We start from the raw sequence: 21,594 nt of genomic DNA, 5'->3' as shown, positions 1-21,594 counted from the left end.
GGCGAATGGGATAATCGCCCGTTGATTTGCCGCAGGGCGATCGTTCCACATCACTGCAGGGGACTTCATGATCCTGGTTACCGGCGGCGCTGGCTTCATTGGCGCCAATTTCGTACTCGACTGGATCGCGAACAGCGACGAGCCCGTCGTCAATCTCGACAAGCTGACCTACGCTGGCAACCTCGAGACCCTCGCATCGCTCAAGGGCAATCCCAGGCACATCTTCGTGCAGGGCGACATCGGCGACAGCGCCCTGGTCGACCGCCTGCTGGCAGAGCACAAGCCCCGCGCCGTGGTGAACTTCGCCGCCGAGTCGCACGTCGACCGCTCGATCCACGGCCCCGAGGACTTCGTGCAGACCAACGTGCTCGGCACCTTCCGACTGCTCGAATCGGTGCGTAGCTTCTGGAGCGCGCTGCCGGCCGACCAGAAATCGGCCTTCCGCTTCCTGCACGTCTCGACCGACGAGGTGTACGGGTCGCTCTCCAAGACCGACCCGGCCTTCACCGAAGAGAACAAGTACGAGCCCAACAGCCCCTACTCGGCTAGCAAGGCCGCCAGCGACCACCTCGTGCGCGCCTGGCACCACACCTACGGCCTGCCGGTGCTGACCACCAACTGCTCGAACAACTACGGCCCGTTCCACTTTCCCGAGAAGCTGATCCCGCTGATGATCGTCAACGCGCTGGCCGGCAAGAACCTGCCCGTGTATGGCGACGGCATGCAGGTGCGCGACTGGCTCTACGTGAAGGACCACTGCAGCGCCATCCGCCGCGTGCTCGAGGCCGGCAAGCTCGGCGAGACCTACAACGTGGGCGGCTGGAACGAGAAGCCGAACATCGAGATCGTCAACACCGTGTGCGCCCTGCTCGACGAACTGCGCCCCCGCGCCGACGGCAAGCCGTACAAGGAACAGATCACCTACGTCACCGACCGCCCCGGCCACGACCGCCGCTACGCCATCGACGCGCGCAAGCTCGAGCGCGAACTCGGCTGGAAGCCCGCCGAAACCTTCGACACCGGCATCCGCAAGACCGTCGAGTGGTACCTCGCGAACAGCGAATGGGTGCGCAACGTGCAAAGCGGCGCGTACCGCGAGTGGGTCGAGAAGCAGTACGACGCGAAGGCCGCGGCATGAAGCTGCTGCTGCTGGGCAAGGGCGGACAGGTCGGCTGGGAACTGCAGCGCAGCCTGGCGCCGCTGGGTGAACTGGTCGCGCTCGACTTCGACAGCACCGATTTCCACGCGGACTTCAGCCGGCCCGAGGAACTCGCCGACACGGTGCTCAAGGTGCGCCCCGACGTGATCGTCAATGCAGCGGCGCACACCGCCGTCGACAAGGCCGAGAGCGAACCCGAGTTCGCGCGCAAGCTCAACGCCACGTCGCCCGGCGTCGTGGCCGAAGCGGCGCAGAAGATCGGCGCGCTGATGGTCCATTATTCGACCGACTACGTCTTCGACGGCAGCGGCACCACGCCGTGGAAGGAAGGCGATGCGACCGGCCCGCTCAGCGTCTACGGCAGCACCAAGCTCGAGGGCGAGCAACTGGTGGCCCGGCACTGCGCCAGGCACCTGATCTTCCGCACCAGCTGGGTGTATGCCGCGCGCGGCGGCAACTTCGCCAAGACCATGCTGCGGCTGGCCAAGGAGCGCGACAAGCTGACCGTCATCGACGACCAGTTCGGTGCCCCCACAGGCGCGGAACTGCTTGCCGACGTGACGGCGCACGCCATCAGGGCGACGCTGCAGGATCCCTCCAAGGTCGGCCTCTATCACGCGATCGCCGGCGGCGAGACGACGTGGTACGGCTACGCGCGCTTCGTGCTCGAAATGGCGCAGCAGGCAGGCGTCGAACTCAAGGCCGGGCCCGACGCCGTCGAGGCCGTGCCGACCAGCGCCTTCCCGACCCCGGCGAAGCGCCCGCACAACTCGCGCCTCGACACCAGCAAGCTGCAGACCACCTTCGGCCTGCGCCTGCCGCCATGGCAGGAAGGCGTTGCGCGCATGCTGCGCGAGATCCTTTGAATCCCACGAGAAGAAAGAGCATGACCAAGACGACGCAACGCAAGGGCATCATCCTGGCCGGCGGTTCGGGCACGCGCCTGCATCCCGCGACCCTGGCGATCAGCAAGCAGCTGCTGCCGGTGTACGACAAACCGATGATCTACTACCCACTCAGCACGCTCATGCTGGGTGGCATGCGCGACATCCTGATCATCAGCACGCCGCAGGACACGCCTCGCTTCCAGCAGTTGCTTGGGGACGGCAGCCAGTGGGGCATCAACCTGCAGTATGCGGTGCAGCCCAGTCCGGATGGTCTCGCGCAGGCCTTCATCATCGGCGACAAGTTCGTCGGCAATTCGCCGAGCGCGCTGGTGCTGGGCGACAACATCTATTACGGGCACGACTTCGTGAACCTGCTGGCCGATGCGGACGCGAAGACTTCCGGGGCCACCGTGTTCGCATATCACGTGCACGACCCCGAGCGCTATGGTGTGGTCGCGTTCGACGGCAAGGGCAAGGCCAGCAGCATCGAAGAGAAGCCGCTCAAGCCAAAGAGCAGCTATGCGGTGACCGGCCTCTACTTCTATGACAACCAAGTGGTGGACATCGCGAAGGCGGTGGAGCCGAGCGCGCGTGGCGAGTTGGAGATCACCGCGGTGAATCAGGCGTATCTGGATCTCGATCAGCTGAACGTGCAGATCATGCAACGCGGCTATGCGTGGCTGGACACGGGCACGCACGACAGCCTGCTGGAAGCCGGGCAGTTCATCGCGACACTGGAGCATCGGCAGGGATTGAAGATTGCGTGCCCGGAAGAAATTGCTTGGCGCAATGGGTTCATCGACAACGCTCAGCTCGAGAGGCTCGCCGCGCCGCTGGAGAAGAGTGGCTACGGCAAATACCTGAAGCGTTTGCTGAGCGACGAGGTGCGGTCATGAAGGCAACGCCGACTGCAATTCCTGAAGTGCTCGTGATCGAGCCCAGGGTGTTCGGTGATGCGCGCGGTTTCTTTTTTGAAAGCTTCAACCAGAACGCGTTCGACGAGGCTGTTGGCCAGCACGTCGAATTTGTGCAGGACAACCATTCGCGCTCGACCAAGGGCGTTCTGCGCGGACTCCATTATCAGATCGAGCAGGCTCAGGGCAAGCTCGTGCGCGTGGTCAGCGGCGCTGTCTTCGACGTTGCTGTGGACATCCGCCGATCGTCTAAGACATTCGGTCAATGGGTCGGTGTCGAACTGACTGGTGCCAATCACAAGCAGTTATGGGTGCCTGCAGGTTTCGCACATGGTTTTCTGGTGCTGAGCGAAACTGCCGACTTCCTCTACAAGACCACAGACTACTATGCACAGGCACACGAACGTTGCATCCGTTGGGATGACGCGTCTATCGGCATCGCTTGGCCGGAGATCGGTGCCGTGCCGACGCTCTCGCCAAAAGATGAGATAGGGGCGGAACTCGTCGAGGCGCAAGTGTATTCGTGAAGCCGTTTCCGCCAAATTTCGAAGCTTGTCCGAGTGCTGGCGCTGTGAATGACGCTGCGGGTGTCGTAACGCGCAGACTAAAATTTCGCCTTTAAGTTTTCAATTTCAGATCGGGGGCCTCGTGCGCATTTCAAACAGAAAAAGAGTAATGGTGACCGGAGGCGCCGGCTTTTTAGGGTCCCATCTCTGCGAGCGGTTGCTCAATGACGGGTGCGATGTGCTGTGCGTGGAGAACTTCTACAGCGGTACCCGGGACAACGTCGTCCATCTCATGGGCAACCCGCATTTCGAGCTGATGCGCCACGACGTGACCTTTCCCCTGTATGTCGAGGTTGACGAGATCTACAACTTGGCCTGTCCAGCTTCGCCCATCCACTATCAGCGCGATCCGGTACAGACTACCAAGACCAGCGTTCATGGGGCAATCAACATGCTGGGCTTGGCGAAGCGTACGGGTGCCAAGATCCTTCAAGCTTCGACCAGCGAGGTCTACGGAGATCCTGAAGTACATCCCCAACGCGAGGATTACTGGGGCCATGTGAACCCCATCGGAATCAGGTCCTGCTACGACGAGGGCAAGCGTTGCGCGGAAACCCTGTTCTTTGACTACCACAGGCAGCACCAACTGGAGATCAAGGTCGTCCGGATCTTCAACACCTATGGCCCTCGCATGCATCCGAACGACGGGCGAGTAGTCAGCAACTTTATCGTGCAAGCACTGCGCGGCGAAGACATCACTATCTATGGTGATGGATCCCAGACGCGCAGTTTTTGCTATGTCGACGACTTGATCGAAGGGTTCGTTCGCATGATGGGTACTTCGAGCGAGATCACTGGCCCCTTCAATATCGGCAACCCGATCGAGTTCACCATCAGGGAGCTTGCGGAAGCGGTGCTCCAGACGGTCGGTGGAAAGTCCAAGCTCATCTTCAAACCTCTTCCGCAAGACGATCCGAAGCAGCGTCAGCCTGATATCGGCTTGGCGCGCGAGAAATTGAACTGGGAACCGAAGGTGAAGCTCCAGGAAGGCCTTGATCGGACCGTCGCGTACTTCCGGGGATTTTTGGCTCTATGAGCATCGGCGAGCGCACCCTCATCATCGTCACTCCTGTCTACGAAGACACTGAGGCCAGCAACCGGCTGTTTTCCGAACTCGCAATGCAATTTGGGAGCGACGTCTTCGTTGTCGCCGTGGATGATGGCTCCGTAAAGCAGCCGATGCAGATCGGCAATCTTGAACGGGCCCCCGTCGATGGCGTGATCTTGAAGCTGCGCCGAAACGTGGGGCACCAGCGCGCCATCGCGATCGGCTTGGGCTACGTTGCCGAGCACGTCCAGCAGGGTCAACGCGTGGTTGTAATGGATTCGGACGGAGAGGATTTGCCCTCAACGATTCCTGAGTTGCTGAAGAGCCTCGAGTCGGAAGACGTGGACGTAGTAGTGGCGCATCGCAAAAGCCGCGTCGAGACGTTGCGATTTAAGGCCTTCTATGCCATCTACAAGCGTTTCTTCAGCCTGATGACCGGCCGTGCCATCAGCTTCGGAAACTTCATGGCTCTCAAGCCACACGCAGTCAAGCGACTAGTGGTAATGCAGGAGTTGTCGATCCACGTGGCAGGCGCGGTTCTCGCGTCGAAGCTGCGAACAGGGCGATGCTCGCTGAACCGGGGTCCCCGCTACGCGGGGCAGTCGAAAATGAACTTCGTTGGACTGGTGCTGCACGGCTTCAAAGGCCTGATGGTATTTGCCGAAGATGTGCTGGTGCGTGTCGGCATCCTGTGCGCGATGATCGCTAGCTTGTCCGTAGCTGCCGCCTTTGTTGCAGTCGTTCTCAAACTATTGGGTTTTTCGACGCCTGGCTGGTTCTCTGTCGCCCTTGGCATTCTGGTGCTTGTTTTTCTTCAGACCGGCACATTGACGTTGATGACGCTGATGCTCACCGGAGTGGTACGTGGAGGGACAGTTACGACGTTCATCGCATATCACGACTTCGTCGAGGAGGCGATCGAGACATCCCAGCCTCAGCTGGCCACATGAAGCGCGAAGTGCTCCAAGTTGTTCGCTATGGAATCAATGGTCTTGCAGCAACGGCTGTTCATTATGGCGTCCTGACCTTCAACCTGAAGGTTCTACATTTTTCCTCCGCGGGCGCGGCCAATATGGTTGCGGCTTTGTTCGGCATCGCCACGTCCTTCCTAGGAAGCCGCTATTTTGTTTTTTCTCGCACCGGTCATTCGGTTGTCTACGAAGCCTTGAAGTTCAGCGGTTTGTACGGCGTGATCGCACTTCTCCACGGTGCGGTTCTTTTCGTATGGTCCGATATCTACTCCGGTGATTTTCGGATTGGATTTCTTCTAGCTACCGCCCTTCAGATTACGTTGAGCTTCTGGGGAAATAAGTATTTGGTGTTTAAGAAATGAAGTTGACTCGTGCGCTTATTGCATCGATGGTTTTTACGGTAGTCCTGCTTGGGATCTATTATTTCCATGTTAATTTTTTCAAAGTTAACGTGGTCTTTTATGCCGCCATCGGTGACGGAGTGGTTGCCGCTTTTATGACAGGCGTAATCCTCCAATTCCTTCCCTATTTCCGAGTATTTGGAGGATTCGAGAAGCTGCAGCTTGTGGTTATATGGCTTCTATTTGGATACTCGTTCGCCATTTCCGTGCCGACAGTGATCGATCGTTCTCTATCGTTCTATATTCTCGAAAAACTCCAACAACGGGGGGGCGGCATCAAGCAGGATAGCTTCGAGCAAGTCTTCACGCAGGAATATGTCAAGGAACATCATCTGGTCGATGTGCGCCTGACGGAGCAGCTGCAGTCGGGAACCATTGCCATCAATGATGGCTGTGTGACGCTGACCGAGAAGGGGCAGATGATTGCCAGCTTCGGGAGATTCTTCAGAACGCACTGGCTGCCGAAGCAGCGGCTGCTAATGGGGAAGTACAGCGATACCTTGACAGACCCATTCAGGAATAGCGTGGCCAATGTGGACTACACCTGTCAGCGTCGCTAGGTAGGTGATGCGACCGAAATCGATGGCAGCGGTAGGGCTGCCTTTCGTTTTTTTTGGAGCGGCTTTTTTATTCGGCCCGTTGTTGCAGCTTGACTATCTCGCGATGATGCCGGGTAATTTAGGCGACGCAAGGCTGAATAACTATTTCCTGGAACACTTCTATCTTTCTTTTTCTGAAGGATTCAATTCGCTCTGGCACCTGCCGTTCTTTTTTCCATTTCCCTATGTAATAGGGTTTTCGGATAACCTATTTGGCGCTGCCCCGATTTACGCCCTAGCTCGGTGGGGCGGCGGTGACCCAGATACCGCTTTCCAGATGTGGTTCCTGTTTGCATACTTGGCAAATTTCATTGCTGCCAGATATGCCTTGAAGCGACTGGGTGCTAATGATATCGGAGCAACGCTTGGCTCATTGATTTTCACGTTCGCACTACCTGTTACAGCGCACGCTGGGCATGCTCAACTTCATTACCGATTTGGCTTGCCTCTTGCAGTGGCCTACTTTGCCAACTTCTTGTCTCAAAAAGAGTGGCGCTTCTTTTTGGTGGCCTGCGCATGGATGACATGGCAGTTTTATTGCGGGATTTACATCGGATTCTTCACGGCATTGATGCTTGCAGCACAATCTGTGATCTATATTCTATTTGCAATCGGTGCATCGCGAAAGGACGTTGCCAGGGTCGGGACTGATTTTTTTGAAGGGTGGAAGAGGCAAGAAGGAGTGGAAAAAATTGTATTTCTGATTTTTCTTTTCTTTCTTGTTGTTTTATTGATTTTGCTTTTTTTCCCATATCTGCGAGTTTCCCGTCTATACGGCGTAAAACGCACTTGGGAGGAAATTGAGGCCATGTTGCCTCGTCCGCAGAGCTATTTTCTAGCTGATGCTTCAGTGCTGTGGTCGAATTTGAGCAAAGACATGGGCTCGAATATTCCCATGCGGCATGAGCATCAAATGTTCCTTGGCGTAATGCCGCTGTTATTGGCTGCAATAGGGTTCGCTTTTGGCATGCAGACTGGCTATGGAGATAAAATTTTTTTCCCGTTGCTGGCGGGTACTATCGTTGTTGTAATCGCATTGACCATCTATGTCGATGGGCATAGCCTATGGTACTTTTTCTATTTTTTACCCGGTGCATCGGCAATCCGTGCGATGAGTCGAATCGACTTAGCGCTGCTTTTTCCAATTGCGTATCTCTCGGCTATTTCAATCGATAAATTTAATTTTTCGAAAAATGGAAGATATGCACTCTTCATCCTATTGTTGCCACTTCTCGTGTTCGAGTTCTCGTCCACGAAAATGGAAACGACTCCCAAGTCGGAGTGGCGAATGCGCCTAGTGCAGGCGGAAGCGCGTATTCAGCAGCCCTTGCAAAAAGATTCGATCCTTTTCATGGCACAGCAAACCGGCATTTTTTTTGTCGATGAGTTGGACGCAATGTGGGTGGCCCTCCAGCGCCGGGTGAAAACGCTGAACGGATATTCAGGCGGTCTACCTCCAGGCTTTGCAGTTGAATATGGACATGATTGTTCGGAACTGCCCAAGCGAGTGATTTCATATCTGATCTTCAAGCGCGATCCGGGAAATACTAGGTTGTACCAGAATTTGATGTCGCGAATGGTGCCTGTAGGATTTTTAGATTGCAAAAAGAATTGGATGTCCACGCCACCTCGTGTCACGTCTGCTACAAGAATCTACACGAAAGAAGAAATCAGAAGCCTTCGCTATCAAATAGATAGAAAATTCGAAAAAGAAAATATAACTTATGTCGCCGTTCGAATAATGAACGACGGACAGACGAACTTTTCTGCGCATTCCTCCATTGGCCGACCGCTTCGGCTTTCATGGAGATTTCTGGATCGACAAGGTAAACCTGCTTCCGGTTTCGAAACGAGAAAAGATTTGCCCGCGGATATTCCTCCGCTGGGCGAGCTATCAATGCAAATACCTGTCGAGTCTCGAGAAGAATTTTCGAAGGATGTCCTAGAGCTCACTCTTGTTCAGGAGAGGGAGTTCTGGGCGCATGATGTTGGGGTGCCGGTAGCTAGGTTTTCCTGGAATTAGGACGCGTGATTTATGAGGAAATATAAATGAAGATTGCTGTTGCTGGCACGGGCTATGTTGGTCTCTCGAATGGTGTATTGCTGTCGCAGCATCATGAGGTCGTTGCGCTGGATGTTATCCGCGAGAAGGTGGAAATGCTCAACCGCAAAGAATCACCTATTGACGACGCCGAATTGACGCACTATTTGAAAAGCGGAAACCTCAACTTCCGGGCTACCTTGGATCCAAATGACGCGTATGCCGATGCAGCATACGTCATTATTGCCACGCCGACCGACTACGATCCGCTGACGAACTACTTCAACACGGAATCGATTGAAACCGTCGTTCGCGATGTCATGCGCATCAACCCGTGTGCAATCATGGTGATCAAATCGACAATACCGGTTGGATATACTCAAAAACTCAGTAAAAAGCTTCAGACCGAAAATTTGATTTTCTCTCCGGAGTTTTTACGCGAAGGCCACGCACTTCATGACAATCTTTATCCGTCGCGGGTCGTGATCGGCGAACGTTCAGCGCGTGCTGAAGTTTTCGCAAATCTTTTGCGCGAAGGTGCCCTCAAGAAAGATGCGCCAGTTCTTTTTGCAAACTCCACGGAAGCTGAGGCAATCAAGCTGTTTGCAAATACCTATCTGGCAATGCGAGTTTCCTATTTCAATGAACTCGATACCTACGCGGCTACACATGGTTTGGATAGCCGGCAAATCATCGAGGGAGTGGGGCTCGATCCTCGAATTGGATCGCACTACAACAATCCGTCGTTCGGTTATGGAGGTTATTGTCTGCCAAAGGATACCAAGCAACTACTTGCTAACTACCGCGATGTTCCACAAAACTTAATTCGGGCTATTGTCGATTCCAATACCACCCGAAAGGATTTTATCGCTGAAGAGGTTCTTCGCCGCCGGCCGAAAGTGGTAGGAGTTTATCGGTTGATCATGAAAAGTGGATCCGATAACTTCCGTACATCATCTATTCAGGGCGTCATGAAGCGCATCAAGGCCAAAGGTGTCGAGGTCATCATCTACGAACCCAATCTACATGAAGCCGAGTTTTTTAACTCTCGCGTTGTCACTGACCTGAACGAATTCAAGGCTAAATCAGACGTAATCATCAGCAATCGTATGTCAGAGGCACTGTCAGATGTGGCTGAAAAGATTTATACGCGAGATCTTTTTGGTGAAAACTGAGCAGATACTAAAAAAACAAGCTTGTGCAGATCGAATAAGTTGCTGACTGACAATTAAATGAATTTAAATCAATCCGCTACTGTCGGCAGTTCGAGTTGGCCGAAGTACCGCCTCATGGCGTTCAGCTTCTCCGTTCTGGGTTTCGCCGCATCATGCATTGCCTTCTTTCCTGGCTTCATGTCCTCAGACTCGCTTACCCAGTATGCGAGCTCCCAATCGCTCTCATATATTGACTGGCACCCACCAGTAATGGCATGGGTCTGGTCGATTTTAAATTTGATATTTCCCGGCCCGCAAGGGTTGCTTTATCTTCATCTTCTCACGCTATGGACGGCTCTCTACCTCTGGTTCCTCCGATACAGAGATAAAAAGCTTGCAATGGCAATTCTTCTTATCGGACTTTTTCCATGGGTGGTAAATTTTTCGGGGGTATTGTGGAAGGATGTGGGACTGGCATTTGCTTTGCTGCTCTTTTCCGTGATTGCAAGTTCTCCAATGAAATTGGGGAGGTTCATGATTGCATTGCTCTTGCTGTTTTACGCAATCAATGTAAGGCATAACGCGATTTTTGCCGCATTCCCATTGGTTATATATGCTGTTTATCAATGGCGCCCTGCGTTTAGGAAGGTCTGGGTACTGGTAATAGCTGTTGTGGCGTTAGGCGCAATGCTTGTTCTTGGAAATTTTCTCAATTACAACATTCTCCACGCCAAGAAGATGCATCCCTCTAACTACATGATGTTGGATGATCTTTCCTATCTTTCGTTGATTGAGAAAAGAAGCTTGGTTCCGGAAATTCCTATTGAGGATATTCGTGATTGCGCGACTCAGGAAGTTGGACAGACCAAACTGATAGCCAGGGATTTTTGTTTGTCAAAAAAGCAGAGCTATCGTGATCACAGTCCTTTCCGGGTAACGCTGGCTAGCGAGTGGAAAGAAGCAATTATGAATCATCCACTGGAGTATCTTCGTTTTAAGCTCGCGGCTTTTGCGTATTTCATGAGATCGAGTGATTCACCGTCTTTTTATATTTGGCAAGAAGGTATTGATCCAAATGAGATGAAGCTGGCTCAAAATAAAAATGCCCTAACTGTTTCTTTGGAGCGTTATGTAAAGAGCACTGCCGAAGTTTTCCCTTTTTTATTTAAGCCGTATTGGTGGCTGTGGTTTAGTTTTTCTCTTTTGATATTGAGTTCAGCAATCAAGAGAAGCCGTTCCACTGGTGCAGCACACATGCTGCTGATTTCATCTATTTTTTATATTTTTGGGTATCTTCCTGCGGGACCCACTGCCGATTTTCGCTATGTTTACTGGAGCGTGATTGCAACGTCACTGGCAGCGGTACTGATCGCAGTTGGGGGATTTCGATTGCAGGAGAAACCAAAGCCGGCGACGTATATTGCTTTGCTATTTGGTTTTCTGATTGCTACGATTTTTTTGTTTAATATTCAGCGTATCTTCACGATCGACATGGACAAGGTCGTTCTGCAGTCGATTTCTTGATCGTTAAAAAGAGGTTGAAAATGGAGCTTATTAGCGTTAAGACTGTAGGAACGATCAGGCCAGAGGATGAACTGATTGCTCGGCTGGAACGCGTGCTAAATCAAGGGTCTGAGAATCTTGAGAACGATGCGTTGATTGCATCAGAAATCGCTGGTCGTTTGACCGCATCAGATCCTGAATTGTTGTGTGTATTTCAAGAAAACTTGAATTTTGCGGAGCGTGCAATCCGCTATTTGAGTGATCATGATCAGCTTGAGGCAGCATTTTCTCTCGTTAGTAATCTTCAGATCCCATTTGAGAATAAATCGCTATTGCAAACCGCTGTCGATTTTGGCCTCCAAGGCGAGTCAGAAAAAATGCATCGATGGATTTTGGAGGATGATATCGTGCGGCAACGACTCGAAGTAATTCGTGACGTCGTTCTGCCCTACACCGAAATGCATTGCCCGGAGAGAAAGGCGTTTCACGCGCTGAAGGTCTACGAAGGCCGCTCTCTGGTTTCTGGCCAGTCACCTGTCAATGCCCAAGCTATCCACGACCTGCTTGCAAAACTCAAATTTAGAATCAAGAGCAATTCTTTTGAATTTGAGAGTTTCCCTGAGCCGAGCCAAAGTACGGTTGTTCGGGTTGCATTTGCCGAAGATGCATTCAAAACGATCTTGCGGCTGGCATGGGCCTCGCAGGAATATCTTTTCGAACTTCATGAAAGATATGGACCCGACGAGTTCATCGCGGCGATCGAACGTTTGAAGAATGTAGTTCCCGTCTGCCTAATACCTACACACTTGGGGTATCCCATGGGTGGTGGTGAAAGCTTTGTCCATCAGACTTGCCGAGTTCTCAATGAGTTTGCGGTCAAATGCATATGGATGAGTTTTGTGGAGCCTGGTATTGGGTGGTACAAGAAAGATTATTTCGTCACTACGCCATACTATATAGATATTCGAAAATCCGGTGAATGCATTGAAGATGCAATTCTTATGGCGGTAGAGAAATTTCGCCCTGAGATTATTCATGCTCATGGCGGAACGGCGGATCTGAGCATAAAGATCGCAAAGGAAAATCGCCTCACGGCAATGATTGGATACCATTTTTGGGATGGGCTGATTGAACTGGGTGGCACTAAAAACAGCCATATCCTAGAAAATATAGATCAGCATCGCCTCAGTAAATCTTTAGCTCGGGGTTCACCCCTGATCTATCGATATGTAGCCTCAGAGTTCATGCTGGAGGTTTATCAGAAGCTTGCCGGCACTGAGCCTCTCAACGTCATCCATCCGATCTCCGACAGCGCCCAATATGCGGTCGATCGACAAGGTGACGGTACCTTTGTGTTGCAGGTGAATACGTGCGTGCTAAAGGGTGGGAGAATTTTCCTGGATTGCGTAAAAAGTCTTGGAGACAAGATTCCCTTCATGGGAATCCAAAGTGAACCCGATAGTCCGGAGTTCAACGCCAGCCTGTCTGAGGAAATGGCTCGGCACCCCCAGTCGGAATTGAAATCTTACGGTAATGTCCGTGATTTCTACCGCTCGGCGCGGATGGTGCTCGTTCCCACACTTGTGGACGAGACTTTCTGTCGGGTTGCGTTTGAGGCCGCGATGAATGGCATTCCGGTAATTTCTACCGCAAATGGTTTCCTTCGGCAAATGCTGGGAGAGACCGGTGTATTTTTGTCGGAAGATTCTTCGGAATGGGTTGAAAAAGTCGGAGAGCTTTATTTTGATGTTGAACGCCTTCGAGAAATTGGAAGAAGACAACGTGATCGCTTGATACAGAACTTCGGCGGAAATTCTGGGCGGTTTGTTCGGGCGGCGATGGATCTGATCGATAACTCATCGACCCGAAATATCGGCATATTCACTGTTTGGGGTGATCAGGGCATTGGAAATCTCTCGCATACCCACGCAAAGGTATTGAGGAAGATCGGTTACAAGGTCCATATATTTTCAGCACAGCCGTATGCCGCGATAGGTCGGGCGCTCCTCAGGCAGGCAAATCCGGAAGATTGGGATGTGCCGGCAAACGCCGACTCGGTTCATTACTCCTTGAATCACAGGGAAGCAGTAACTGTTCATGAGCTGACGCAATTTATTCTAATCAACAAGATTCACACGCTCATCGTGCCGGAAGTTTGTTGGCAGCCTAACTGGGACAGACTTTTTGCATTGGAAATCAAGGCACTGGAGATCTGCACCATACCAATGATAGAGATTGTCATCCGGGATGAAATTCCGAATCACAATCGCTTGACTTCGACGCTCTATTGCACTCGTTTGGCGCAAAATGCTCTCAATTCTGCTGGCATTACTAATGGCGCGTTCTTGGGATATGGTTTCGGGACGTCGCTGAGCAAACAAAGAATCGATGAAAAGCGACGGCGCCTGATAAAGCGGGGGAAGATCCGCTATCTTCATGTAGCTGGACACAATCCTCAAACCCGCAAAAACACACCACAGGTGATCGAGGCGTTTTCACAGGCGTTGAAAATTCGGGACGATATCGAGTTAACTGTTACCTCGATGGATCCGTTGGGGTCGTACTATCCACATGAAATTCCCAAGGGAATTCATATTGTTGACAAGAGCCTGTCGCGCACCGAAATCCATCAGTTGTACGAGGAGCATGATGCGAGCATTCAAGTCTCCTCGCACGAAGGACTGGGGCTGGGGTTCTATGAATCGATCTGCCACAGCACGCCGATTCTTTCCTTGGATGCAACGCCTCATAACGAGATCGTGCTCGAGGGCAGGACGGGTTGGCTGATTCCCGCATCACCCACTTCCATTCCAGACAACAGCGAAGCGATCGTTGAGGCATGGCGCTTCAAGACTTCCGACCTGACATCGAGGATCGTGCTGCTGGAGCGGGAAGATATCGATCGTGCGATCGTCACCACGGGAGAGACTTTCAGATCTCAATTCGACGAGTTTGCGCTACTCAGCCGTTTCATTGAGGCGCTTCCGCGGCCAACCGCACCGCGGACTCTTGCCGCATTTATCGGGCAAGGGAAAATTGATGAAGCTGTTCAAGGAGCTGAGGAGCTTTCTCAGCCAATGGAGGCTGCGACCTCAATGCCAGTCGCGACTGTGGCAGGTTGGAAGCCCCGCTTGAAGGGGATCCTGCGGCGCGGTGCTCGCAGGGCCTATCAGCTTGCGAAGCCTGTCACCCGGATCATGGCGAGAAAGTTGCGCCAGTTGATGGTGGAAGCATCTGCCGATATTCGTAGCGATGTCCAAGCGCTTAGAGAAGATCTTCACTCGGGACAGCTCAAGAGTCGTCCGCCGGCGGATGATTCTCGTGACAACCTCGCGGTCGGGGCGACGCGATTGGGAGCTGTTGCCAGCACGGATGATGCCGCCCGCTGGCAAATTCTTGCTCTGACTCGCTCTGTTTCGTTGCTGTCTCGGCAAGTCGAAGGCCAGTTGATCGCCCAGGAAGCGCGAAGAGCCACGGTTGACCGGCTCGCACGGGATACCGAGTTCGTCAAAAGGCGGCTGGCAAGCTACGCCGGAGAAGGCGTAGTGCTGACCTACCTGAGAGACGAGTCGCCGATTTTTGTAAACACGGGCGATCTGGGCTGCCCGTCCCCCATCGTGAATGGCGGCGTCTGGGAGCCCGAGAATTTGAGCGTGCTTTACAGTTTCTTGACGCCCACAACTGTTTTTCTCGACGTGGGGGCCAACGTCGGGTATTTCTCCATTGCGATCGGCAATCGTCTGAAACGCGGCGGCCAAGTGTTCTCCTTCGAGCCGCATCCGAAGCTTACCAATCTGATCGAGCGCAGTGTCCAGCTCAACGGTCTCGAAGCAGTGGTTCGTGTGCTTCAGTGTGCGGTTTCCGATGAAGAGGGCATGCTGGATCTCTTCTATCCCGACGACCATCTCGGAAAAGGCTCAACGGCGCGAAATGCAAACGAGCAGGGCAAGACGCTGCGAGTTCCGGCGCATCGTGTAGATGACCTTATCGACAAGAGCCTAACGGTCGATCTGATCAAGATCGACGTGGAAGGCCATGAGTTGCCAGTGTTGCGAGGGATGGTCGATATCTTCGCGAGATCACCCCGGGTCAAGGTGCTTTTCGAAAAGCTGGAGTCAGGGACGATCGATACGGAGAACATTGGCAAGTTCTTCCGGGACCGGGGCCTTTCCCTCTACGGCGTGGGTCCCCATGCGGTGCTCGTACCATTGAGCGGGGAAGGTTATAGCTCTTGGATTGGCGATGTGCTTGCCGCGCCCGCCGGCGATGTCGACCGGCTTGCGCGAACGAGTTTCTCGATTTTCCCCGGTAGTCTTTTCGGCGAAGGCGAAATAATGGGGCAAGCGGGGACGCGCTACGCCGCCAGGGAAGCTGGAATCCTGTTCTTTGGGCCAGACTGGTTCCTGCAGAGGGGAGTTTGGCGTGTCCAGTTGCATGGTGCGCTGGAAGGCGATCTCCGTCTGATGCTTCTGGAGGAACACGAAACTCAAATTGCAGAGTTCATGCTGTCGGGCAACGATCGCGAAGGCACATTCACCGTGGATCACGACATCACCCGATTCGAATTGCGTGCCTATTCGGATGCAGGCACGGTAGTCGACCTGGAGAGGCTGGAGTTCTTCAGGGCTTGATCGAGGCCGTTGCAGTGGATGCCTGCTTTCCAGTGCGGCGGCCTCGCCTGTCAAAGGCTCACAGCATTCTTGCCAATGTTTCCTGCAGGGTCGGTGGGTTGATTTCCATACCGCAGTTGCGCATAAGTGCATTGAGCTTGCCGGGGTCGCCGCACAGGCGGTGCACCTCATTCTTCCGGACGAACGCTGGGTCGATCTCTACATCCATTCGATGATTCGTGAGTCTCTCGAAGCACCCGATCACCTCTCTCAACGTATGAGGTTGCCCTGAACACACGTTATAGGCTTCACCGGGCGTTCCGAACTCGAGAAGACAGAGATATGCATCGCACACCATCTGGACATCGTTGAACTCACGCTCCACATCCAGATTGCCGAGAGAAATGCGCGGCGCCCTGTCGGCGAAATGCCTGGCGAGCTTTGGGATGACGAAATTGATATCTTGGCCGCGACCGGTGTAGTTGAACGGCCGTGTGATCACAAGGTTCAGGCGCTCACGGAAGGTTCGGCCCATGTGCTCCATCGCCAGTTTGCTCATGGCGTAGTGGTTCACCGGTGCAGGAGGCTGGCTTTCAGCCAGTGGAGACTGCTCGCTGTTGCCATAGATGTTCGCACTGCTGGCCAGTAACACGCGGTGGGGGGGCAAGGGCAACCGCACGAGCGACTCGAGCAGGTTCGTCGTGCCGACCACGTTTACCGCGTAGAGGGCGCTGCTGTCGGCATGTCCCACGAAGCTGATGGCGGCAAGATGCACCACGGCTTCGGGCTCGACCGCCAGCACCTCGCGCTCCAATGCCTCCCGGTTCATGAGATCCGCCTGCATCGAGACCACCGCATGCCCTGCCTCAGTGGCGCGCTTGGCGAAGTAGCGACCAGTGAATCCCGCTGCGCCAGTCAGGAAGATCTTCAAAACGAAAAGCCCTTCTCGTTCCGGGAGAGGTCGGCGTCAACCATCATCTGGCACAGCTGTTCCAGCGTGGTTTGCGGCTCCCAACCCAGCTTCTGCTTCGCCTTGGCGGGATTGCCAATCAGCAGGTCAACCTCGGCCGGACGATAGAACTTCGGGTTCACGCGCACGACGGTCTTGCCGGTTGCCGTGTCCACTGCCGATTCATTCTCTTCACTACCCTTGAATTCGACGGCAATCCCTGCGCCCTTGAAGGCCATGCTCACGAAATCTCGAACGGTTTCCGTGCGGTTGGTCGCAAGCACGAAGGTGTCAGGCTCGTCGGCTTGCAGCATCCGCCACATTCCCTCGACGTATTCCTTCGCGAAGCCCCAGTCGCGCTTGGCGTCGAGATTACCAAGTTCAAGAACATCGAGTTTGCCGAGCTTGATCTTGGCCACGCAGTCCGTGATCTTGCGTGTCACAAACTCGCGTCCGCGCAGCGGGCTTTCATGATTGAAGAGGATGCCGCTACTACCGAAAATGTTGTAGCTCTCGCGATAGTTGATCGTCATCCAGTGCGCATAAAGTTTTGCAACGCCATAGGGACTACGCGGGTAGAACGGTGTGTCCTCGATTTGCGGCACAGCTTGGACTTTGCCGAACATTTCAGAGGTCGATGCTTGGTAGAAGCGGATCTTTGGATTGGTCAGGCGAATCGCCTCCAGCAGGTTCAACGCGCCAAGGCCGGTGATCTGAGCCGTGGCTGTAGGCTGGTTAAAGCTCACGCCGACGAAGCTCTGCGCGGCCAGGTTGTAGATCTCATCGGGCTCCGTATCACGAATGAGAGTCAGCGAACTTCCCAGGTCCGTCAGATCGTATTCAATCAGATGAAGGTCGGGATGCTGATCTATGCCGAGTTCTTCGATTCGCCAGAAATTCACCGAACTCGTACGGCGATAGGTGCCGTAGACCTTGTAACCCTTCTGGAGCAGCAGTTCGCTTAGATAGGCGCCGTCCTGTCCAGTGATCCCAGTAACCAGTGCTGTTTTTTTCATGATTGAATTCATTTGAAGAAGTGGGGTAAGTGAAGAAGCTCTAAAGCGCTGATCTAGCAACGCCCGTTCATGCTTTGTGTCGTGTTATTGAAGCCAATTGCCGATTTCAGTTGTTGCGCGCTCTGTTCCCAGGTCAGCCACGGCATGGCGTGTGTTTTGGGATGCGCATCACGCGCATACAGAGCCAGCCATTCCTTGATTGCTGCCGACAGATCGCCGGGCTTGTCTCCATGAAAGTAAAACGCGTGCGTGCCGGCAACCTCCTCGAACACTGCCAAATCGCGAGCAAGGATTGGCAATCCATGCTGAGCTGCTTCGATAAGTGGAAGGCCGAAGCCTTCACCCTCGCTGGCTGCGAGCAGACAGGAGCAAGCTGTATAGATCCGGGCCAGGAACTCATCGCTTGCGGCCTGCAGCACATACAGACCCGTACCGAGACGCGGATGGCTGGCGAGGCGCCTGACAAAATCATCGACCATCCATCCTGTCTTGCCAACGATGACGAGGCTTGCGGCGACACCGCTCTCCCATAGCTGTTCGAAGGCGGCCAGAGCCTGCGAATGACCTTTGCGAGGCTCGATGGTACCAACCATGAGGAAGGAGGGCTGTTTTCGCAGTTGCGCCAGTACTTCGCTCGAATTCCCGGGAAGACCGGTGCTGGGCAGGCTGTCCGCGATGTCGGCCCCGATGTGAAAGCTGCGAACCGTCGGGATGCGTCGTTCGCAAGCCTCAGAGTCGGCCAGGGCGACGTGTACATCGTTGGCGGTGGCTTCCGAGATGCAAGCGAAGCCGTCCGCGACCCGAGCGGAGCTTTCGAACCAGGCGCTGAACTTGTCTGACATTCCGTCCGCCCACCAGTCCGGATGATGCAGAGGCAGCAGGTCATAGACGACGAACCACATCCTGACACCCAGTGCTCGCGCTCGTAGTTGCAGCGGCTCCATTGAAGGCTGCATGTCTAGGTTCAGGTCCAGAGCGAGGTAGCAATCGTGCGCTTCGAACTTTACGGCGATTTCCGCCGTCTCCGAATCGATTCCGCTAAACATTCTGGAAGCAAGCCGGCTTGCGTGGCGATACTCCGTGCCATCGAACCAGATGGGGCATACGGCTGTGTCCTTTGGTGGCGCCTTGGTCAGGTTCTGAAGTAGGCTGCGCACGACTCGCTGAACGCCCGTCTTCGCGTCCGTGTGGACAAGCGTGGACACGTCCAGGAACAGCCGGGACTTCGGCTTCCACGCATATTGCCAGCCGTCGTCGAGGACGATTTTTCTTAATTTCTGAGTGCTTTCTGACCAAGTCAACCGAGGGATTCCGGTGGACTCGGGCGGCCGGCCATGCTCCTTAAGTTGTAGCCATTCCGCGATGGCCCGCGCGAGCGGTTCGGCTTCCTCGCCTCGAAAGTAAAAGGCGTTTTCTCCGGCGACTTCGCGAAAGACTGGGATGTCCCGGGCAATGATTGGAATGCCCTGAGACGCGGCCTCGATCAAGGGGAGTCCGAATCCCTCGGCCAGACTCGGCGCTACAAGGCAATCGGCCTTCTTGTAGAGCGCGTTGAGCATCGCATCGCTGGCGCTTTCGAGCCAGTAGAGCCGCGTGCCCCGTTCCGGATGCGTCTGCAGTTTCAGTGCAAGATCGTCGACGGACCATCCGCATTTACCTACGATGACCAAGCAGGTGTCGATGTTTTTTTGCCAGAGCAATTCGAATGCCGCGAGCAGTTGCGAATGCCCCTTGCGCGGCTCGACCGTGCCGACAGCGAGGAATATGTTTTTGTGTTTTGCAATGGTGCCAAGAAAATCTGCAACGACAGGGTCGTTCATGGCCTGAGTCGCAGAGGCCTCCTCGAAGCCGAGATGCCACCAACCGACATTCAGCTTGCGCAATCTTCTGGGCTTTTCGATGTCCAGCCAATTCAGCAGATCTCGGGCAACATCGTTTGAAATACAGAGAATGCCGTCTGCACGGCAGATCAGGTGCAGCCATTGCGAATGAAGACGCTCGAGGCCGCGGAAGAAGTACTGTGGAAAGTGAATCGGAAGCAGGTCGTAAAGGACAAAGATGGTCCGAACGCCACTCTGCTTGAGGCTCTCGAGAAATTCGTGACGCTGAACGATGGCGTGATGCAGGTCCAGTCCCAGAAAGATGTCGCCAATACGCGTCTCGATCACGTCGTCCCCGAGTGTCCGCGCATCCGTGTTTTCTTCAATAGCGACATGGTTGTCGCGCACGAAACGCCTCGCGTAACGAAATGCGATGTCTTCCGGTCCCGAGTACACGGGCTCGATTCGAAAGCCTGGAGGCGGCGCTGCGAACAGTGCTCGCAGCACGCCGTGAACGACCCGCTGCACTCCCGACTTCCCGTCGCTTTTCACGACTTCGGAAATGTCCACGAGCAGTTGCTTGAGCGGCGGGGCCGCCTTGGCCGCGGCTCTTTCTGCGAGGCTGCGGGAAACGACAAGAAGATCGTCCGAACTCAAAAGTTCGCCGGAGGTCCGGACCACATCGGCTACTTCGGCGACGAGGTCCGCCCCGCATGGTCCAACGATCGAGCGGCGGACCATGTGGAGGCCCTCCATTGCTTGCAGTGCGCTCTTTGCCGTCCGATCCCAGGAAAACTTGCTCGCCTGGCTCAATCCGTCGGCTCTCAAACTGGCGAGGGCTGCGTCATTCGACAGAAGGCCGCTCATTTTCTGAGCCAGTGCGTCCACGTCCAGAGGGTCGAACATCGCTTCCGGGCGACCCATCACCTCCGGTAGGCTTGTGGTGTTGGAGGCGATGGTCGGTGTTCCGCATGCCATGGCCTCCAGGGCCGGCAATCCAAACCCCTCGGAAATCGACGGAAAGACGAATAATCTGCACGCGCGGTACAGCGCAACGAGATCTTCGTCGCTCACGCGACCGGTGACGAAAAACTCATCTGGGCCCAGTCCCTGGCTGATTGCGTGTGCGCGGAAGTGATTTTCCCGGTCGGCGGGCATGCCTCCGACAAAGACAAGCGCGTATTGCGCCCGCACACCAGGAGCCATCCTCGAGAAAGCATCGATGAGCCGAACATGGTTCTTGCGCTCGTCTGCCCCGCTCGAATACATGATGAAATTCTTGGCGATACCGAACCTGCTCCTCGTGCGCAACCGATCCGCAGGCGAGGTGTCCCCCGGCGTGAAGATTCCGTCTGCGGCCGAGGAAATCGATACCACCCGCTCGCCAGGCAGATCCACGTATTGCCTCGCTTCATTCGCAGCGGAACTCGAGATCGCCAAAAGCAAGTCGGCTCGCTTCAGGTGTTCGATCTGGCGCCGGTAGAAAGCCTCGAATGCGGGGTTGGGGGCAAGGTACTGGTCCGGATAGATCAGCGGTATGGCGTCGTAGAAGCTAACGGTCGTCGGCGCTGTCTCAAATCGGGGAGGGACCGTGCAAACAGTCTCGTCGCCGAGTCCGTCGAACAGGCTGGTGATGTGCACCATGTCCGGCTGCAGGCTCGCGATGAAGTCTTCGCGGATCAGAGCTGAGATCGCGCGGCGTGCTTTATTCCCCGGTCGCAAGACGTCCACTGGAGATGCGGAGCGCCAGATTCGGATGTTGTCTTGCGGCACTAGGCCGTCGAGTGCGAAACGCAAAGGCTCGATCGTGTCAGGGAAGCTGCCGTTCAGTGCGATCAGGATTTCATGATCCCCGGCGTTTCGTGCCAAGGCCTGAGTCAGCGCAAGGCTGTACCTGCCGATTCCCCGAAAACGACTCTCGTTTTGGGCACCCTGCAGGTCGATGACGATTCTCAT

The 21,594-nt window shown here is 54.6% G+C and carries 15 protein-coding genes; 12 read left to right on the top strand and 3 right to left on the bottom strand.

What is annotated here, in order from left to right:
- The first annotated feature begins 67 nt into the window (after positions 1–67).
- The 12 genes from rfbB (at position 68) to FHY06_RS10740 (ending at position 15,874) form a co-directional block, all read left to right on the top strand.
- On the top strand, positions 68–1,138 hold the full coding sequence (gene rfbB, locus FHY06_RS10795; protein ID WP_184604893.1) for a dTDP-glucose 4,6-dehydratase: 1,071 nt from the start codon (positions 68–70) through the stop codon (positions 1,136–1,138).
- Complete coding sequence (gene rfbD, locus FHY06_RS10790) at positions 1,135–2,025, top strand: dTDP-4-dehydrorhamnose reductase (protein WP_184604891.1); 891 nt, start codon at positions 1,135–1,137, stop codon at positions 2,023–2,025. The genes rfbB and rfbD overlap by 4 nt, the downstream gene beginning before the upstream one ends.
- Positions 2,026–2,045: 20 nt before the next feature.
- Positions 2,046–2,942 (top strand): glucose-1-phosphate thymidylyltransferase RfbA, encoded by an 897-nt coding sequence (rfbA, locus tag FHY06_RS10785; protein WP_184604888.1) that lies wholly within the window; start codon positions 2,046–2,048, stop codon positions 2,940–2,942.
- Complete coding sequence (rfbC, locus tag FHY06_RS10780; protein WP_184604885.1) at positions 2,939–3,487, top strand: dTDP-4-dehydrorhamnose 3,5-epimerase; 549 nt, start codon at positions 2,939–2,941, stop codon at positions 3,485–3,487. Before rfbA ends, rfbC begins: the two co-directional genes overlap by 4 nt.
- Positions 3,488–3,635: 148 nt before the next feature.
- Entirely contained in the window at positions 3,636–4,562 is a 927-nt protein-coding gene (locus tag FHY06_RS10775) for a UDP-glucuronic acid decarboxylase family protein (RefSeq protein ID WP_184604883.1), read from the top strand.
- Entirely contained in the window at positions 4,559–5,524 is a 966-nt protein-coding gene (locus FHY06_RS10770; protein WP_184604880.1) for a glycosyltransferase, read from the top strand. The genes FHY06_RS10775 and FHY06_RS10770 overlap by 4 nt, the downstream gene beginning before the upstream one ends.
- On the top strand, positions 5,521–5,907 hold the full coding sequence (locus FHY06_RS10765) for a GtrA family protein (protein WP_184604878.1): 387 nt from the start codon (positions 5,521–5,523) through the stop codon (positions 5,905–5,907). Before FHY06_RS10770 ends, FHY06_RS10765 begins: the two co-directional genes overlap by 4 nt.
- On the top strand, positions 5,904–6,506 hold the full coding sequence (locus FHY06_RS10760) for a hypothetical protein (RefSeq protein ID WP_184604876.1): 603 nt from the start codon (positions 5,904–5,906) through the stop codon (positions 6,504–6,506). The genes FHY06_RS10765 and FHY06_RS10760 overlap by 4 nt, the downstream gene beginning before the upstream one ends.
- A 7-nt stretch (positions 6,507–6,513) precedes the next feature.
- Positions 6,514–8,568 carry a hypothetical protein gene (locus FHY06_RS10755; RefSeq protein ID WP_184604874.1) on the top strand — a complete coding sequence of 685 codons (2,055 nt, stop codon included), beginning with the start codon at positions 6,514–6,516 and terminating at the stop codon, positions 8,566–8,568.
- Between the two features lie 26 nt (positions 8,569–8,594).
- Positions 8,595–9,761 (top strand): nucleotide sugar dehydrogenase, encoded by a 1,167-nt coding sequence (locus FHY06_RS10750; protein WP_184604872.1) that lies wholly within the window; start codon positions 8,595–8,597, stop codon positions 9,759–9,761.
- A gap of 114 nt (positions 9,762–9,875) precedes the next feature.
- Positions 9,876–11,264 (top strand): hypothetical protein, encoded by a 1,389-nt coding sequence (locus tag FHY06_RS10745; RefSeq protein WP_184604869.1) that lies wholly within the window; start codon positions 9,876–9,878, stop codon positions 11,262–11,264.
- Positions 11,261–15,874 carry an FkbM family methyltransferase gene (locus tag FHY06_RS10740; RefSeq protein WP_184604867.1) on the top strand — a complete coding sequence of 1,538 codons (4,614 nt, stop codon included), beginning with the start codon at positions 11,261–11,263 and terminating at the stop codon, positions 15,872–15,874. Before FHY06_RS10745 ends, FHY06_RS10740 begins: the two co-directional genes overlap by 4 nt.
- Positions 15,875–15,932: 58 nt before the next feature.
- On the opposite strand, the gene FHY06_RS10735 is transcribed toward FHY06_RS10740, so the two are convergent.
- The 3 genes from FHY06_RS10735 to FHY06_RS10725 are packed head-to-tail and all read right to left on the bottom strand — an operon-like array spanning position 15,933 to position 21,594.
- Positions 15,933–16,784, bottom strand: coding sequence for a GDP-mannose 4,6-dehydratase (locus FHY06_RS10735; RefSeq protein WP_184604865.1), 852 nt, complete (start codon positions 16,782–16,784; stop codon positions 15,933–15,935).
- Complete coding sequence (gene gmd, locus FHY06_RS10730; RefSeq protein WP_184604862.1) at positions 16,781–17,818, bottom strand: GDP-mannose 4,6-dehydratase; 1,038 nt, start codon at positions 17,816–17,818, stop codon at positions 16,781–16,783. Before gmd ends, FHY06_RS10735 begins: the two co-directional genes overlap by 4 nt.
- Positions 17,819–17,871: 53 nt before the next feature.
- A complete protein-coding gene (locus FHY06_RS10725; RefSeq protein ID WP_184604860.1) occupies positions 17,872–21,594 on the bottom strand; it encodes a glycosyltransferase family 4 protein in 3,723 nt (1,240 codons plus the stop codon).

It is taken from the genome of Variovorax atrisoli (assembly GCF_014195185.1).
Classification (GTDB): domain Bacteria; phylum Pseudomonadota; class Gammaproteobacteria; order Burkholderiales; family Burkholderiaceae_C; genus Variovorax; species Variovorax atrisoli.
Note: the sequence above shows the minus strand (reverse complement) of the source record. Positions and strands in the feature narration are given on the sequence as shown.

Coding starts and splice junctions, on each gene's coding strand:
- rfbB (WP_184604893.1), top strand. CDS start 68: ATGATCCTGGTTACCGGCGGCGCTGGCTTCATTGGCGCCAATTTCGTA.
- rfbD (WP_184604891.1), top strand. CDS start 1,135: ATGAAGCTGCTGCTGCTGGGCAAGGGCGGACAGGTCGGCTGGGAACTG.
- rfbA (WP_184604888.1), top strand. CDS start 2,046: ATGACCAAGACGACGCAACGCAAGGGCATCATCCTGGCCGGCGGTTCG.
- rfbC (WP_184604885.1), top strand. CDS start 2,939: ATGAAGGCAACGCCGACTGCAATTCCTGAAGTGCTCGTGATCGAGCCC.
- FHY06_RS10775 (WP_184604883.1), top strand. CDS start 3,636: ATGGTGACCGGAGGCGCCGGCTTTTTAGGGTCCCATCTCTGCGAGCGG.
- FHY06_RS10770 (WP_184604880.1), top strand. CDS start 4,559: ATGAGCATCGGCGAGCGCACCCTCATCATCGTCACTCCTGTCTACGAA.
- FHY06_RS10765 (WP_184604878.1), top strand. CDS start 5,521: ATGAAGCGCGAAGTGCTCCAAGTTGTTCGCTATGGAATCAATGGTCTT.
- FHY06_RS10760 (WP_184604876.1), top strand. CDS start 5,904: ATGAAGTTGACTCGTGCGCTTATTGCATCGATGGTTTTTACGGTAGTC.
- FHY06_RS10755 (WP_184604874.1), top strand. CDS start 6,514: ATGCGACCGAAATCGATGGCAGCGGTAGGGCTGCCTTTCGTTTTTTTT.
- FHY06_RS10750 (WP_184604872.1), top strand. CDS start 8,595: ATGAAGATTGCTGTTGCTGGCACGGGCTATGTTGGTCTCTCGAATGGT.
- FHY06_RS10745 (WP_184604869.1), top strand. CDS start 9,876: ATGGCGTTCAGCTTCTCCGTTCTGGGTTTCGCCGCATCATGCATTGCC.
- gmd (WP_184604862.1), bottom strand. CDS start 17,818: ATGAAAAAAACAGCACTGGTTACTGGGATCACTGGACAGGACGGCGCC.
- FHY06_RS10725 (WP_184604860.1), bottom strand. CDS start 21,594: ATGAGAATCGTCATCGACCTGCAGGGTGCCCAAAACGAGAGTCGTTTT.